At 55.3% G+C, this 14221-nt stretch carries 16 protein-coding genes and 1 pseudogene; 14 read left to right on the forward strand and 3 right to left on the reverse strand.

The window, feature by feature from the left end; translation table 11 throughout:
- The 14 genes from hemL to WCX19_RS05165 all read left to right on the forward strand — a co-directional run bounded on the left by hemL (position 1) and on the right by WCX19_RS05165 (position 11494).
- Positions 1 to 1242 (forward strand): glutamate-1-semialdehyde 2,1-aminomutase, encoded by a 1242-nt coding sequence (hemL, locus tag WCX19_RS05100; RefSeq protein WP_373005793.1) that lies wholly within the window; start codon positions 1 to 3, stop codon positions 1240 to 1242.
- Positions 1239 to 2123, forward strand: coding sequence for a hydroxymethylbilane synthase (gene hemC, locus WCX19_RS05105; RefSeq protein WP_373005795.1), 885 nt, complete (start codon positions 1239 to 1241; stop codon positions 2121 to 2123). Before hemL ends, hemC begins: the two co-directional genes overlap by 4 nt.
- Positions 2120 to 2881, forward strand: a complete 762-nt coding sequence (cobA, locus tag WCX19_RS05110) for a uroporphyrinogen-III C-methyltransferase (protein WP_373005797.1) — start codon at positions 2120 to 2122, stop codon at positions 2879 to 2881. Before hemC ends, cobA begins: the two co-directional genes overlap by 4 nt.
- Positions 2878 to 3351 (forward strand): phosphate-starvation-inducible PsiE family protein, encoded by a 474-nt coding sequence (locus WCX19_RS05115; protein WP_373005799.1) that lies wholly within the window; start codon positions 2878 to 2880, stop codon positions 3349 to 3351. Before cobA ends, WCX19_RS05115 begins: the two co-directional genes overlap by 4 nt.
- 153 nt (positions 3352 to 3504) lie before the next feature.
- The gene (locus WCX19_RS05120) at positions 3505 to 4047 is read left to right on the forward strand and encodes a precorrin-6Y C5,15-methyltransferase (decarboxylating) subunit CbiT (RefSeq protein ID WP_373005801.1); all 543 of its coding nucleotides are present in this window, start codon (positions 3505 to 3507) and stop codon (positions 4045 to 4047) included.
- Positions 4038 to 4643, forward strand: a complete 606-nt coding sequence (locus WCX19_RS05125) for a cobalt-factor II C(20)-methyltransferase (RefSeq protein WP_373005803.1) — start codon at positions 4038 to 4040, stop codon at positions 4641 to 4643. Before WCX19_RS05120 ends, WCX19_RS05125 begins: the two co-directional genes overlap by 10 nt.
- Position 4644: 1 nt before the next feature.
- Positions 4645 to 5388, forward strand: coding sequence for a precorrin-4 C(11)-methyltransferase (gene cobM, locus WCX19_RS05130; RefSeq protein WP_373005805.1), 744 nt, complete (start codon positions 4645 to 4647; stop codon positions 5386 to 5388).
- Entirely contained in the window at positions 5385 to 6257 is an 873-nt protein-coding gene (gene cbiG, locus WCX19_RS05135; protein ID WP_373005807.1) for a cobalt-precorrin 5A hydrolase, read from the forward strand. The genes cobM and cbiG overlap by 4 nt, the downstream gene beginning before the upstream one ends.
- A complete protein-coding gene (gene cobJ, locus WCX19_RS05140; RefSeq protein ID WP_373005809.1) occupies positions 6241 to 7029 on the forward strand; it encodes a precorrin-3B C(17)-methyltransferase in 789 nt (262 codons plus the stop codon). The genes cbiG and cobJ overlap by 17 nt, the downstream gene beginning before the upstream one ends.
- Positions 6977 to 7642, forward strand: coding sequence for a precorrin-8X methylmutase (locus tag WCX19_RS05145; protein ID WP_373005811.1), 666 nt, complete (start codon positions 6977 to 6979; stop codon positions 7640 to 7642). The genes cobJ and WCX19_RS05145 overlap by 53 nt, the downstream gene beginning before the upstream one ends.
- Positions 7639 to 8643: a cobalt-precorrin-5B (C(1))-methyltransferase gene (locus WCX19_RS05150; protein WP_373005813.1), complete on the forward strand. Its 1005-nt coding sequence runs from the start codon at positions 7639 to 7641 to the stop codon at positions 8641 to 8643. Before WCX19_RS05145 ends, WCX19_RS05150 begins: the two co-directional genes overlap by 4 nt.
- Positions 8640 to 9245 carry a cobalt-precorrin-7 (C(5))-methyltransferase gene (locus WCX19_RS05155; RefSeq protein ID WP_373005815.1) on the forward strand — a complete coding sequence of 202 codons (606 nt, stop codon included), beginning with the start codon at positions 8640 to 8642 and terminating at the stop codon, positions 9243 to 9245. The genes WCX19_RS05150 and WCX19_RS05155 overlap by 4 nt, the downstream gene beginning before the upstream one ends.
- A gap of 52 nt (positions 9246 to 9297) precedes the next feature.
- Positions 9298 to 9474 (forward strand): hypothetical protein, encoded by a 177-nt coding sequence (locus WCX19_RS05160; RefSeq protein WP_373005817.1) that lies wholly within the window; start codon positions 9298 to 9300, stop codon positions 9472 to 9474.
- A gap of 301 nt (positions 9475 to 9775) precedes the next feature.
- On the forward strand, positions 9776 to 11494 hold the full coding sequence (locus WCX19_RS05165; protein WP_373005819.1) for a sensor histidine kinase: 1719 nt from the start codon (positions 9776 to 9778) through the stop codon (positions 11492 to 11494).
- A gap of 339 nt (positions 11495 to 11833) precedes the next feature.
- Here WCX19_RS05165 and WCX19_RS05170 read toward each other — a convergent pair whose 3' ends face one another.
- The 3 genes and pseudogenes from WCX19_RS05170 to WCX19_RS05180 form a co-directional block, all read right to left on the reverse strand.
- Entirely contained in the window at positions 11834 to 12358 is a 525-nt protein-coding gene (locus WCX19_RS05170) for a hypothetical protein (RefSeq protein ID WP_373005821.1), read from the reverse strand.
- 238 nt (positions 12359 to 12596) lie between these two features.
- The gene (locus WCX19_RS05175; protein WP_373005823.1) at positions 12597 to 13475 is read right to left on the reverse strand and encodes an A/G-specific adenine glycosylase; all 879 of its coding nucleotides are present in this window, start codon (positions 13473 to 13475) and stop codon (positions 12597 to 12599) included.
- A 421-nt stretch (positions 13476 to 13896) separates the two neighbouring features.
- Positions 13897 to 14221 (reverse strand): annotated as a pseudogene (locus tag WCX19_RS05180) (hypothetical protein); the annotation flags it as partial.

Below are 14221 nucleotides of genomic sequence, written 5' to 3' on the forward strand. Positions count from 1 at the left end.
ATGAAGAGCGGGGACCTGTTCGAGCAGGCAAAAATCCTGATGCCCGGTGGTGTCTCAAGCCCGGTCCGGGCAATTAAGCCGTATCCTTTTTACACGGCCCATGCCAAAGGGTCGCATATTTCTACCGTAGATGGCACAACGCTCATCGATTGCTGTATGGCCTATGGCCCTCTCCTTCTCGGACACGCCAATCCTGAAATAAAAAAAGCGATTGCCGCCCAGCTCGAAAAAGGCTGGCTGTATGGCACCCCCACGCCATACGAACCGGAGTTTGCAGGTCTCATCACTAGGGACCACCCGGGCATGGACATGGCCCGGTTCGTCTCAAGCGGCTCGGAGGCGACGATGGCCGCGATCCGGCTCGCCAGAGGCTTCTCCGGAAAATCCGATATTGTGAAGATCGAAGGGGGGTTCCACGGTGCCCACGATGCAGTGCTCGTGAAAGCCGGCTCAGGTGCGACCACGATGGGGGTTCCCGATTCTGCCGGCGTGCTTGCGGATCTTGTCGCCCACACCCGGCAGCTTCCCTACAACGATCCTGAAGCCCTCGAAACCCTGCTTGCAAAGAATACCGATATCGCCGCGCTCATCATCGAACCCGTGCTCGGCAATATCGGGCCGGTGGTCCCGCAGGATGGCTACCTGAAGGATGTACGGGAGATCACAAAAGCCCACGATGTGCTCCTTATTTTTGATGAAGTGATCACCGGCTACCGGCTCGGCATCGGCGGGGCGCAGAAGATGTTTGGCGTGAAGCCCGATCTCACCACGCTCGGGAAGATCATCGGCGGCGGCCTGCCCATAGGTGCGTTCTGCGGGAAGCGTGAGATTATGTCACTTGTCGCGCCGCAGGGCCCGGTTTACCAGGCCGGCACCTTCTCGGGAAATCCCCTTTCCCTTGCAGCCGGGATAGCGACGATCCGCTGGCTGCACGATCACCCTTCGACATACACAGATCTTGCAGATAAGACCCGTATCATCGAAGAGTCGCTTCCCGAAAATAAAAAAGCGGCAGGATCGTTTGTCCGGATCGGCTCTATGTTCAAGTACTTTTTTAGAAAAGAAGCCCCGCAGAACTATACCGATGTAAAAGAGTGCGACACGGCGGCCTTTACCCGGTTCTGGCAGAAGATGCTTGCACGCGGGATCTTCCTGCCGCCCTCGCAGTTCGAGACAAATTTCCTCTCGGTTGCACACACAAAAGTAGACCTTGATGCGATCTGCGGGGGATACACCGTATGACAATAAGGATTGGGACCCGGGGGAGCAAGCTCGCACTCGTCCAGACCGGAATTGTCATAAAAAAACTCGAAGCCCTTGGTGTCGAAGTCGAGCAGAAGATCATCAGCACTCAAGGCGATGAGGTCACCGGTGTTCCCCTCCACGAGATCGGAAAGCAGGGTGTCTTTGTCCGGGCGCTCGATGATGCAATCCTTAATAACGAAATCGACTGTGCAGTCCATAGTATGAAAGATATTCCCGCTGTTCGCCCGTCAGGACTTTTTACCGCTGCCATCCTCCCCCGCGATTCCCCTGCTGATTTCCTTGCATTTTCAGGTCCGATTGCAGCGGTAACAATTATCGGAACGTCGAGCACCCGAAGAAAGGCCCAGCTCCTGCGCCACGACCCCGGTCTCGCCATAAAGGATCTGCGGGGAAACGTGGATACGAGGATCCGTAAACTCAACGAAGGACAGTACAATGCGATTGTCCTTGCCGAAGCCGGTCTTTCACGGCTTGGGATCCGTATCCCCGGCGAGCGCCTGCCCCCCGAAAAGTTTGTTCCTACCCCTAACCAGGGCACCATATCAGTTGTAAGCCGGGCCGACCCTTCCCTCATGGAAGTGCTCTCCGCGCTCGATCACCCCGAGACCCGCAAAGATGTAGCGATCGAGCGGGCGGTGATGGAGCAGGTAGGTGCGGGGTGTTTTACACCTATGGGTATTTATTGCAAGGGCGGGCACCTGGTAGCTGATGTCCTTTCGCTTGACGGGAAACGGGAGGAACGTATTGAACAGGATATTGAGACCATCGAAGAGGCCCGGGCGCAGGGTAATGTCCTGCGGATGCGGGCCGGCGACCTGATCCGGGAAGCATACCAGACTCTTGGGATTTCATTATGACCGGTAAAGTGTATCTTGTCGGGTCCGGTCCGGGCGGTACGGGGCTCCTGACGCAGCGGGCAGCAGAGATCATAGAAGCAGCTGATGTCATCTTTTACGACCAGTTACCCGGTGAGGAGGTCCTGAGTTCCCTCCCTAAAAAGGCCGAGAAGATCGACTGCGGGAAGTACGGCGGAAACCACACGCTGGAACAGCATGAGATCGAATCCCTTATGGTCGACCGGGCAAAAAAAGATGTAACCGTCGTCCGGCTCAAAGGGGGCGATCCCTTCCTCTTTGGCCGGGGTGGCGAAGAGATCGAGACACTGCGGGCGGCAGGTGTCGAGGTCGAGATGGTGCCGGGGGTCACCAGTGCGCTTGCCGTCCCCGCATCGGTAGGCATCCCGGTCACGCACCGGAAGTACGCCTCGCAGGTGACGATTCTCACCGGCCACGAAGACCCGACAAAAACCAAACCTGCGCTTGACTGGAAACTGCTCGCACAGAGCCGGGGCACAATTGTGATCCTGATGGGAGTGGCGAACCTCAAAAAAATCGCCAGTGCTCTTATCGCAAACGGCAAATCCGAAAAGACGCCGGTCGCTGTCATTGAACGCGGGCTGAGGAAGGACCGCCGGGTCACGACCGGGCCGCTTGCGACTATTGGCGACAAGGCCGCACAGGCCGGTGTGAAGCCACCGGCGGTTATCGTAATTGGCGACGTAGTCCGGCTCTACGATCCCGGATCTCCTGACCTTATCCCGTACGAAGGTGAATGATGCTGGAATTTATCAACCGTTTTGAAAAACTGGTCTACATGCTGCTTATTTTGCTGCTCGTGATTGTCCTGATCTTTGCACTCGGTGAAATGTTCTGGTATCTCTGGACAAGCCTGACCAATTACCCGCCACTGCTGCTGGAGAACCACGAACTGACCTCGGTCCTTGGTGTCTTTTTACTCGTGCTCATCGCGGTCGAACTGCTGGATACGATGAAGGCCTACATTACCGAAAATGTCATCCACGTTGAAATCGTGGTGCTTCTTGCGATCATTGCAATTGCACGGAAAGTAATCCTGCTTGACCCTTCGGTGACCGACGGCATGGAACTCATCGGGATTGGTGTTATTATTGTCGGGCTCTCTGCAGCGTATTTCCTGCTCAGGAAGGCAGGTATCACGCTCGGGAGCGGGACTGGAAAACTATTGGAAGTAAAACCACCGGAAGCAAGACCCCCAAAGACAGATTGAGGATCGATACATCGTCAGGTTGAATACTACTTGTCCTTTTTTTTAATCGGGATATACAAAAACACAAAATAACCGATCTTTATAGAGATTATGTACAGTTTTATCGGCGGCTAACAAGCATTAATACATTAACACAACGAAATTTTTAAAAAGATGGGCGATACGATGCCTGCCGGCGGGCCGACACAGGACGAAGTGATGGCGATCTCATTATTTAAGATGGGATTAAAACCAGGAGATACTGTACTCGATCTCGGATGTGGGACCGGCAAGGTCTCAATTGCCGCTGCCAGGCTTGCAAAAAAAGTATATGCGGTCGACCGGCGCCCGGAGGCGATCGCATTTGCGAAGGATGCAGCAAAAAATGCCGGCGTAAATAATATCGAATTTTATTCCGGGGAAGCAACTGATTTTCTTGCAACTGCCCCGGTCGTTGACTGTGCATTTGTGGGAGGCTCGCAACAGATCGAAACGGTGCTTCCGGTCCTTTCCCGCAAAGTCCGGCGGATCATTATTGTCAATGCCGTACTCGTAAGCACGCTTGCAACGGTAACTGCGACCATGCAGCGCCTTGGTATCTTCCGCGAGGCCGTGCACGTTCAGGTTTCCCGCTCGCACGAACTCGGAAAGAGCATGATGTTTAAGCCGATCGATCCGGTCTATATCATCGTAGGGTCGGGTGCCGCATGCTCGTAGGCCTTGGCCTCGGGCCGGGAAACCCGGACCTGCTTACGCTCCGGGCTATCCGGTTCTTAAAAGAGGCCGACACCGTTTTTGTCCCGGGCCGGATCGCTGCCGATCTTGTTGCACCGTACCGCGATGCCGTCATGCTCGATTTCCCGATGACCGATGATGAGGAGAAGATCCGGTCGTGCCTCGAAGCGAATGCAGAAAAGATTGCGCCGGTGGCAAAAAAGGGCCTTGCGGTGTTCGGGATCCTTGGCGACCCGAACTTTTTCTCCACGTTCTCCCGGCTTTGCGGGATCATTGCGGAGCGCTATCCCGGTATCGAATGCCGCACCGAGCCCGGGATCAGTTCCATCACTGCGTTTGCCTCCGCTGCGAATGTCCCGCTTGCCGGCGGTTTTGTAGTATCTGATGGTGCAGAACCTTCGGCCCTCATCCGGCTCAAGGCCCGGTACCCGAAAAAGATTATGGATGACCTCAAACGTGACGGGTACCGTGAGTTTGTTCTTGTTGAGCGGATGTTTTTTTCAGATATGAAAGTGTACCGCGATGACGAGATCCCGGTAAAGAGCGATTACATGAGCGTGCTGTACGCGAGGCGCTGACATGGTAAAAAAACCTGCAAAGAACACGGGAGCAAAAGTCTGGTTCGTGGGCGCCGGCCCCGGCGATCCGGAACTGATCACGGTTAAAGGTCTCAACCTTGTCAAAAATGCCGATGTCCTGATCTACGCGGGCTCGCTTGTCAACCCGGCACTGGTTGCAGAATCCGGCGCTGTAATCAAACTCGACAGCTGGGGTATGCACCTTGAGGAGATGGTCGACACGATGGTAAAACACGCTCGGGCGAAGAAAAATGTTGTCCGGCTCCACTCGGGCGATCCATCGCTCTATGGTGCGATTGTCGAACAGATAGAAAAACTCGAAGAGCAGGGCATTGCAGTTGAAGTTGTGCCGGGCGTTTCATCACTTTTTGCGGCAGCAGCGGCGCTCAAAACACAGCTCACGCTTCGGGGGGTCTCAGAATCGGTCATCGTCACCCGGCCTGCGGGTAAGACGCTTAAAGAAGATCAGATCGCGGAATTCTCGCGCCTCAATTCGACCATGGTCATCTTTCTTGGGACGGAAAAACTCGGTGAGATCACAAAAAAACTTACCTGCTCCCCGGACACTCCGGCAGCAGTTGTCTATCATGCCTCGTGGCCGGACCAGAAGATCGTCCGGGGCACTGTAGCCGATATCGCGGTAAAGGCAAAGAACGCCGGGATCGAACACACAGCCCTTCTTATTATTGGTGGCGCCGTGGGTGACGTGAAGAAAGGGCACATTAAATCATATCTCTACTCATGAAAGACACCGTGGTAATTGCCCTGCCCCGGTTTTTACCGGATGCACAGCGGATCGCAGATTACCTTGACGCGGACCTCCGCGAATACCAGGCCGGAATTTTTGCAGAACTATTCCCCTCTTCCCACCGGATCGTCGCGCTGATGTCTATGGGGATTGTGGTACGCGGCATCGCCCCGCTTGTCAGGGACAAATGGACCGACCCTGCGGTAGTAGTAGTCACGCCGGATTTTTCGTATGCAGTCCCACTGCTCGGGGGCCATCACGGGGCAAACGATATCGCAAAGAAACTTGCCGGCCTCGGCCTTGTCCCGGTGATCTCCACGGCAACAGAAGCGACAGGCCATGACTCCGTGGAAGCGATAGCAAAACGGGCCGACTGCGATATTGTGAACCGGGACTCGACCCGTGCGGTCAATGCCGGGATCCTTGACGGCACGACAAAGATCTATCCCGTGCCCGGCCCGGGCATCGTGATTGCCGGCCCGGATGTATCTCTGCTGGTGCACCACGGCGAGTATGCGGTCGGGATCGGCTGCCGCAAAGGAGTTACGGCCGGAGAAGTGACAAACGCCGTCCGTGCCGCTCTCGCGGAGGCTGGCATCGCACAAAACGAGGTCATGCTCTTTGCGACAACGGCAAAAAAATGCAATGAGACCGGCCTCATTGAGGGGATTGCCGCTCTTTCTGCCAACTTAATATTCCTTGATGATGACACTATTAACGCACAGATCACTGCCACACCCTCGAAGGCAACAAGGATTGGCCTTGTCGGGGTCGCCGAGCCGTGTGCGCTTGCGGTCGGAAAACACCGGGAACTCGTCATGAAAAAAAAGGTTTTTGGGAAGGTGACGATTGCCATCGCCCGATAAGAGCCGGACAAACGGCCTCTGGATTGTCGGGGTCGGGCCGGGCCGGATGGAGTACATGACCGGCCGTGCAATCGACGTAATCTCCCGTGCGGACTACGTGATCGGGAACGACAGTTACCTTGAACCGCTCCGGCCGCTGCTTGACGGAAAGCAGGTAATACGAAGTTCGATGGGAAAAGAAGTGGAACGGGCCAAAAAAGCGATCGAGTTAGCACAGTCTCACAAGGTCGCGATCGTCTCCGGGGGGGATGCCGGCGTCTACGGCATGGCCGGTATCGTCCTTGAGGTGCTTGAACATTCGGGCGCGGAGATCCCGGTGGAGGTAGTCCCGGGCGTGACTGCGGCAAATGCCGGTGCATCGCTTGTCGGGTCGCCCCTCTCCGGGGATTTTGCCACAATAAGCCTGTCAGACCTTCTTACACCGCTTGAGGTGATCGAGAAACGCCTCGATGCCGTCTTCTCGGTCGGGATCCCGGTCGTGATCTATAATCCCCGGAGTCACGGGCGACCGGACAATTTCGCGCTCGCGGTCGGGCACGCCAGAAAATACTACCCGGCAACCGTGCCGGTTGCTGTTATAAAAAACGCCCTGCGCGAAGGACAGGCTGACCCGGTGATAACGACACTTGGCGAGATCGAAAACGTTATCGAACAGATCGATATGCACACGACCGTCATTATTGGCGGGAACGAGAGCAGGATATGGAGGATGGGGAAGAATGTCAAAGGAATCATCACGCCACGCGGATACCACCACAAATACGTATATTGACCCGGGCGCAACCACCCCCGAAGCCTACGAGATCTCAAAGACCTCTCGTACGCTCGCACGAAAAGTCGTGGGGAACGAAACGCCCGAGGACCGGGTGCGCCAGCGCTGCTCGGTTGCGGTCGGCGATTTCGCGATGGCTGACCTGTTGAGATTCAATGCCGATCCCGTACCTGCTACGATCCGGGCGCTCAAGGCCGGCGCCTATATCATCACCGATATCCGGATGGTGCAGGTAGGTATCCAGAAGAAAGGGCACGAGTCAAAAATTCTCTGTGCGCTTGACTTCGGCGGGGAGATTGCACGGGAGCGCGGGATAACGAGGAGTTCTGCCGGGTTTATCGCGCTCCGCGAGCAGCTGGCCGGTTCCATCGTTGTCATCGGGAATGCCCCGTCCGCACTGCTCACGGTCTGCGGGATGATTAACGAAGGCGTCCGCCCCGCGATCGTGATCGGCACACCCGTGGGTTTTGTTAACGCAGCAGAGTCAAAAGCCGTCCTTGGCAGTCTCGATATCCCCTCGATCTCAACGGAGGGGACCCGGGGCGGGACGCCGGTTGCTGTCGCGGCGGTAAACGAGTGCATCACGATTCTTATAGAGGGATCTGCGTCATGAGAGACCCGGTCACCGGTTTTGATTACCCGGAGATCTGGCAGGAGAAAGTATCAGATACGGCAGGCCTCGACCTTGTCGCACAGGGTTTTGCTGTCCTGACTGCATCGGGCACCATCCTCCGGCGCGGGTACACAACCGGGACCACTGCCGCTGCCGCATGCAAGGCAGCGATCCTTTCGTTAAAACAGGATGTTTCGCAGGTCACGGTTTACCTTCCCTGCGGTATTGTTGCTGATGTCCCGGTAACGGCACATGCGGGCCACGCGTCGTGCAGGAAATATGCCGGCGATTACCCATCAGATGTAACGGCAGGTATCGAGTTTGTAGCGGATGCAGTTGCCGCACCGGATGGGATTTCGGTCGTACCGGGACCGGGCATCGGGCGGTTCGCCCGGGACACGCCCCGGTACAAAAAAGGAGCGCCGGCGATCAGCGACGCACCGCTTGCCTGCATTCTTGCATCCATGCAGGAAGCCCTTGACGACACCGGCCTTTCCGGCGCTACGGTCACGCTCTCTGTTCCCGAAGGTGTACCTGTTGCAAAGAAGACACTCAACCCCAGAGTCGGGGTTGAGAAAGGGATATCAGTTCTCGGATCGACCGGGCTTGTCGAGCCCTGGGACGATCACCTGGAAGAGTCAGTGCAGGCCCGGGTCAAAGATGCAAAGAACGTTGTCCTCACAACCGGCCGGGTCGGGCTCCGGTACTCGCGCCTGCTCTTTCCTGATCACGAGGTCGTGCTTGTCGGGGGCAGGATCAAAGAAGCCCTCGCCGCTGCACGGGGGAATGTGATCCTCTGCGGTCTTCCTGCGCTGATCTTAAAGTATATCGACCCTCATATCCTTGATGGTACAGGTTACGCGACCGTGGAAGAACTGTCCGCATCGCCGGCATTTTTACCGGTTGCGATGCCGGTCTTAACAGCGTACAAAAAAGAACATCCCCCGGTAAAAGTGGTCCTCGTGAATCGTAACGGGAAAATTATTGCGGAGAGCCCATGAAGATTGTCGGTGTTGGCTGCGGGCCGGGCATGCTCACGGAGCAGGCTGCGCAGGCAATTAAATCGGCGCGGAGCATCTACGGCTCCGGCCGGGCAATCGAGCTCGTGCAGAAGATCATTCCAAAAAACTGCACAGTCCGCTCCATCAGCGATTACCGGAACCTCTCGCAACTGCCGGAGAATGCAGTTGTCCTCTCGACCGGGGACCCGATGCTCGCCGGTCTCGGGTATCTGCAGGGTGAGGTAGTGCCCGGCATCTCATCCCTCCAGGTCGCAGCCGCCCGCCTTCATATCCCTCTCTCCAGAATCGTTGTAATCGTAGCCCACGGACGGGGCCACGAGAAAGCAATGCAGGAAACCGTTGAGGAAATAAGGCGCGAAAAGATTGTCTTTCTCATTGCAGATCCCAAATTTGACGTGACAGAACTCTACCGGCGACTGGGCGTGATGGGGCTCTCTGTCCCGGTCAAGATCGCGGTCTGCGAGAACCTCGGGTATCCCGAGGAGAGGATTACCGTTGACGACTTACTCGCCCCGCCCATGCCCTTTGCCGATCTCTATTCGCTTGTGATCGGTCATTTCGGGGACCCGGTCAAGCGGTGACACGACAAAGTTTTTTCTTTTCCGGCTGGGTACCTTTAGACAGAGGAAATTTATGGACAAGGCAACCAAAACCCAGTTCAGTTATCTGTTTTTTATCGCAGGTTTGATCATGCTCGTCATCCCGGAGCTTAATGGTCTGGGATTCGTTCCCTATGAGATCCGCCAGTATTTTGCGGTGATCTTTTACCCGGGGATCGTCTGCGTGATTATCGGGTACTGGCTGAGATAAACGGGTCACTTTTTTAAAAATAGTTATTCCCCTACTCTCAAATGTGAGCGAGCCTGTTTGATAGGGTACAGGGTAAAAAAACCATTCCAACGATCGACGGTTCCTAAAAAAAAGTGTTTGGTTCCGTACCACTATGTGGCCTGCTGGAACAGGGAGTATGGCTGTATCCCGGGCCATCTGTTTATTATATGAGTAGTCAGATTGAATGGTAATCGGGACACTTCCTCAATTTTGTTTTAAAGAGGCGCACGGGTTTCAGGAACAGCGGCACACTCCCGGTTATTAAAGCGAGTGAATATCGATGATCGAACTGCCATTTATGACCCTGGACATCGTGCGATCAATGATCCAGAATTTTGCGGTCATTGCGGTATTGGTTCTTCTCTATAATTTTATCCCGGATTCTCACCTCTCCCGGTCAAAACTTTTTTCCTCAATCAGTATCGGGATAATCTTTGGTCTTGCTGCCGCTATCAGCATCCCGGCTCTCTGGCAGATGGAGGGCGGCACGGTCGTTGGGTTTAACCTCATCCTTGTGCCCCTGTCAGGGTTCATCGGGGGTCCGGTATCGTCGGTGTTTGCTGCTGCGGTTCTTCTCGTAGGGACGTATGTATCGACCGGATCATTGCCCGGTTCAGAACTCCTGACCGTCATGAGCGGGATCCTGCTTGGCGCCCTTTTTTATGAGGGCCGGTCGTGGAAACGATTCCCCCGATCATATCTTGTCCAGTACCTCCTTCTCGGGACGGGTGTCGCGCTCATCGAGTTTTTTTCATCCCTTGTCTTATTTAATCAGCAGTCAGGTCCTGGCCCGCAATCCGGCTCTTCCATGCTTATCGAAATGCTTCCGTTTTTCGTTGCAAGTTGCGCAATTACGGTCATCCTGGGATCCATAATCAGGTTTATCGACCAGAAAAAAGAGGCAAAAAGGGAACTTCTCAAGTATAAAGATCAGTTGGAAAATCTGGTAAATGAGCGGACGACCGAACTTCGGAATGCAAACTCCCTCCAGCATGCAACGATAGAGTCCACGGCCGATGCCATCGTTGTCATAGACCGTGACGATATCATCCGGGCATATAACCTGAAAGCGGCTAATCTCTTTGGCTTTCCTCCCCGCCTAAAAGGGGAACAGGGGCAGAGTACCATTAAACGCACCGGCCGGCTCGCGGCCTCTCTTTTGGATCCGGAGGAGTTCTTTCGGCTCATTAAACCGTTATCGGAATCGTCCGAGCAGATAGTGACGACAAACCTGACATTCACGAACGGTTCGATCTACGAACTGTATGTTCACCCGCAGCGGATCGGCGACCAGATTGTCGGGAGGGTCTGGAGTTTTCACGATATTACAAAAAAGAGGGAGGCCGAAGAGACCATTGAGGGGGCAAACAAGAAACTGCTCCTGCTTGCAAATATCACCCGCCACGATATCCTCAACCAGGTGACCGCCCTCTTTGGGCATCTCGAACTGCTCGCACTGAAAAACCGCGATCCCAGCTCATCCGGTCATCTCGATGCGATGAGAAAGAGTCTTGAGGTGATCCAGGAACAGCTGGAGTTTACCCGGGATTACCAGGACCTCGGACTCAAAAAACCCGAGTGGCAGGACGCCGGTTCCGCATTTACCCGGGCTGCGGAATCGTTTGCAGGGAAAAATATCGTATTTTCCTGCGAGACCGGGGGCGTTGAGATCTTAGCGGATCCCATGATCGGGCAGGTGTTCTATAACCTGATAGACAATTCCCTCCAACACGGGGAACGCGTCTCGGATATCCGGTTGTCGGTAAAAAAGGATGATCCGGCCCTGCTCCTTGTGTACGAGGACAACGGTACCGGTGTCATACCGAAAGAGAAAGAGAAGATATTCCTCAAGGGTTTCGGGAAGCATACCGGGCTTGGGATGTTCTTGATCAAGGAGATCCTGTCGATCACCGGGATCACGATCCGGGAAAACGGTACATGGCAGCAGGGAGCCAGGTTCGAGATACGGGTGCCGCAGGGAAAATTCCGGTTCCCTTAATCAGTAGTTTTTTTGGCTCTATAGAAATCCTCTTTTTAAGATATGCCTCCCCCCCTTACGCCAGCCCTGCCCGCAAGGGGGCGGGGGCGTAAACGATGCCTCGGTATTACCGGTCTTGGGAGCATTTCTGGATGCAGGAAATATAGCATCATCGCAACCGGGGGATGCCTCTAACGTGCGGAGGCGGCAGCCCCAAAGAGCGGTTTATATGCATCTTATCATGGATTTCTACAGAGAGCATTTTTCAAAGCATTCTGGAAAGTGGATATTTATCCGGTCCGGTGACTTCCCATGCAGTTTTTTAAGATCCATAATCGCCAGAAAAAATAACGTGATCTGTCAGGTTGTTGCCGCTTTCCCGGCAGGTTCCGGTTTTCTCTCAATCTTGATCTCGCATTGCCGGTCACCGGTGCACATCGTCCGCACGAACCGGGCCGTGTACTTGGCATTCAGAAGCGGGACTGCGGTGAGCGTGAGGGCCATGCAGCGCGAGAACACGCGTTCGTGATCGGCGCTGCTGAGCGTGTGGATGGGGGCAAGGAACGGGCAGCGCCGTATGACAATGACGGCACGGTCATCGGAGAGTTCGATCGTCTCTCCACCATAATCGGGGCCAAAGAGGACGATTGTCGCGACCTGCAGGGTCCGTGCACATTCTTTTGCAGTCCTGGCCGGAAGGGAACAGTCGTGGGCGATCTTCTGGATCATTCGGCCCGTCTCCATCCATATTTCCTGTTCCACCGCTCCGTATTTTTTCCCGAGCGCTTCACGAAATGCAATCTCGTAGAGCGCCGGGAGCGTCGCGGCGCACTCTGCGGCAAACCGCCACCGGATATCGTCAGGAATATCTTTTAAGTCCGGCATGTTCTTTCCCAATCTGGTGATGGGAAACGGGGTGATATCAATGTGATGATGGGGGCAAGGTAGGCCGGGTGCGGATTTTGCCGATCTGGCAGAGGGCATCTGCGGATATCCTCTGTGGGCAGGAGCACGGGAAACTAAAAAAGAGGCCGGTTTTAGCGGGGTTGGATCAAAAATTTCCTGTTCATATTTCCCGTGTTGAAGAACCCCGGGAAAAATACCTGCTGAACAATTACCCGTTTTACTCTGCGAGCCGGTATCCTGTTTTGCTCTTCCGGATAAACCCCTCCTTCTCAAGGGCTGCAAGAATCCGGCGCACCCGTACCGGCTCTTCCTGCACACAATCCAGGATCGCTTTTTCCCGGGAGGGAGCTTTCTCTATCAAAAATTTCAGGATCATCCCCCGGATCCGCCGGTCCGATCCCTCAAACGGCGCCTGCTTCGTATACGCGGCGCTCTTCCGGTTCGGGTTTGGCATGTGCTTCTTGAGTTCCGTCCCGAGGTCCATCAACGCCCAGTACCAGACCCGAGGCTGTTCCCGGTCGAGCGTCCTTCCTGCGAGCGGCAGGATCTCCTTGTCGGTCACGGATTCCCTATCCGGGAAAAAGGAATGGATAAAGACCCGGCGGATGTTTGTTTCGATAAAGACGACCGGCAGGTTGAATGCGAATGCACAGATGGACGACGCGGTTGCCGGGCCGATACCGGGAAAGGTGGCAAGCACTTCCGGGTCGCGTGGCACGGTCCCGCCAAACTCATCCACTATTTTTTCCGCACATTTTTTCAGCGCGATGGCCCGGCGGTTGTAGCCCATGCCCTGCCAGGCTGCAATCACGGCACTCTGCGGGGCCCGGGCGAGAGCAGCAGCGTCCGGGAACGCAGCGATAAATTCAGGATATTTTACTGCGACCCGTTCCACCTGCGTCTGCTGGAGCATGATCTCTGATACAAGGATCCGGTACGGGTCGTCCGTGTGGCGCCAGAGCATCTCGTGCCGGCCGTGACGCTCGTAGAAGGAAAGCACCTGCTTTTGGAATGCTGCGATGGCTTCATCTGATACATCTGGCTGGGAAACGCCTATTGCATTTTTGAACAGGTGCGTCTGCGTGGTCGTTTTCATAAATTTCGGCTGAGATATACCGTACCGGATTTTCCCGGGTGCGGGATAAGAATTGGGATTGCTGCATACCAGTACCGGGCAGTTTTTATGAGGATACCCGGCGGTTCCTGGTTCTGGAGACATAAAAAATTGTGGTTAAAATAAAATAATCCCAGAAGGACGTGGGACACTATATTCCGGGGTTATGTATAGGGATTATCTTTACCTGATGAATTGTACATACCCCGGTTGCAGGAGAAACCATAAATAAAATGGCAGGGGCAGGAGGCACCCCTGCCGGTTCTTATTTTTTTTACCACTCCATGTGGTCGAGGACCCGGTCCCAGATGACCATGAGGCCGGGGATGATAACGTAGGCGAGCAGCCCCGCGCCGAGGAATGCCCCGACAATGATGAGTTCGTTGTCCATCGTTGTCACCTTTTAGGCAAGCGCTGCGATCGTGTCGGCCCAGGTCTCGACCTTTGTTTTGATCGCGTCGTCCTCGTACGAGGTGAGGCTGACCCGGTCCCGGCCGAACGTGATCATATAGATCTCGCCGTTCAGGTCGTGGCACTTGAGGGTCGCCGAGTAGGTCTCGGTGTCGGAGTCCCGGGCGGGCGTGCCCCCGTGGGCTGCGGTGAGTGCGGTGTCGGCGAGGATGGCTGCGGCCCCGGCATTAAAGCCGGCGACCGTGTTGTACTTGCCGGAGTCGTTCCCCACGACTTTTGCGTCGCTGTCCTGGTAGACGACCTTTGCGACATAGCTC

This window comes from Methanoregula sp. (genome assembly GCF_041663825.1).
GTDB lineage: Archaea > Halobacteriota > Methanomicrobia > Methanomicrobiales > Methanospirillaceae > Methanoregula.

What these genes read in the sequence shown, in the direction of transcription:
- hemL (WP_373005793.1), top strand. Translation starts at nt 1, where the DNA reads ATGAAGAGCGGGGACCTGTTCGAGCAGGCAAAAATCCTGATGCCCGGT.
- hemC (WP_373005795.1), top strand. Translation starts at nt 1,239, where the DNA reads ATGACAATAAGGATTGGGACCCGGGGGAGCAAGCTCGCACTCGTCCAG.
- cobA (WP_373005797.1), top strand. Translation starts at nt 2,120, where the DNA reads ATGACCGGTAAAGTGTATCTTGTCGGGTCCGGTCCGGGCGGTACGGGG.
- WCX19_RS05115 (WP_373005799.1), top strand. Translation starts at nt 2,878, where the DNA reads ATGATGCTGGAATTTATCAACCGTTTTGAAAAACTGGTCTACATGCTG.
- WCX19_RS05120 (WP_373005801.1), top strand. Translation starts at nt 3,505, where the DNA reads ATGGGCGATACGATGCCTGCCGGCGGGCCGACACAGGACGAAGTGATG.
- WCX19_RS05125 (WP_373005803.1), top strand. Translation starts at nt 4,038, where the DNA reads ATGCTCGTAGGCCTTGGCCTCGGGCCGGGAAACCCGGACCTGCTTACG.
- cobM (WP_373005805.1), top strand. Translation starts at nt 4,645, where the DNA reads ATGGTAAAAAAACCTGCAAAGAACACGGGAGCAAAAGTCTGGTTCGTG.
- cbiG (WP_373005807.1), top strand. Translation starts at nt 5,385, where the DNA reads ATGAAAGACACCGTGGTAATTGCCCTGCCCCGGTTTTTACCGGATGCA.
- WCX19_RS05145 (WP_373005811.1), top strand. Translation starts at nt 6,977, where the DNA reads ATGTCAAAGGAATCATCACGCCACGCGGATACCACCACAAATACGTAT.
- WCX19_RS05150 (WP_373005813.1), top strand. Translation starts at nt 7,639, where the DNA reads ATGAGAGACCCGGTCACCGGTTTTGATTACCCGGAGATCTGGCAGGAG.
- WCX19_RS05155 (WP_373005815.1), top strand. Translation starts at nt 8,640, where the DNA reads ATGAAGATTGTCGGTGTTGGCTGCGGGCCGGGCATGCTCACGGAGCAG.
- WCX19_RS05160 (WP_373005817.1), top strand. Translation starts at nt 9,298, where the DNA reads ATGGACAAGGCAACCAAAACCCAGTTCAGTTATCTGTTTTTTATCGCA.
- WCX19_RS05165 (WP_373005819.1), top strand. Translation starts at nt 9,776, where the DNA reads ATGATCGAACTGCCATTTATGACCCTGGACATCGTGCGATCAATGATC.
- WCX19_RS05170 (WP_373005821.1), bottom strand. Translation starts at nt 12,358, where the DNA reads ATGCCGGACTTAAAAGATATTCCTGACGATATCCGGTGGCGGTTTGCC.
- WCX19_RS05175 (WP_373005823.1), bottom strand. Translation starts at nt 13,475, where the DNA reads ATGAAAACGACCACGCAGACGCACCTGTTCAAAAATGCAATAGGCGTT.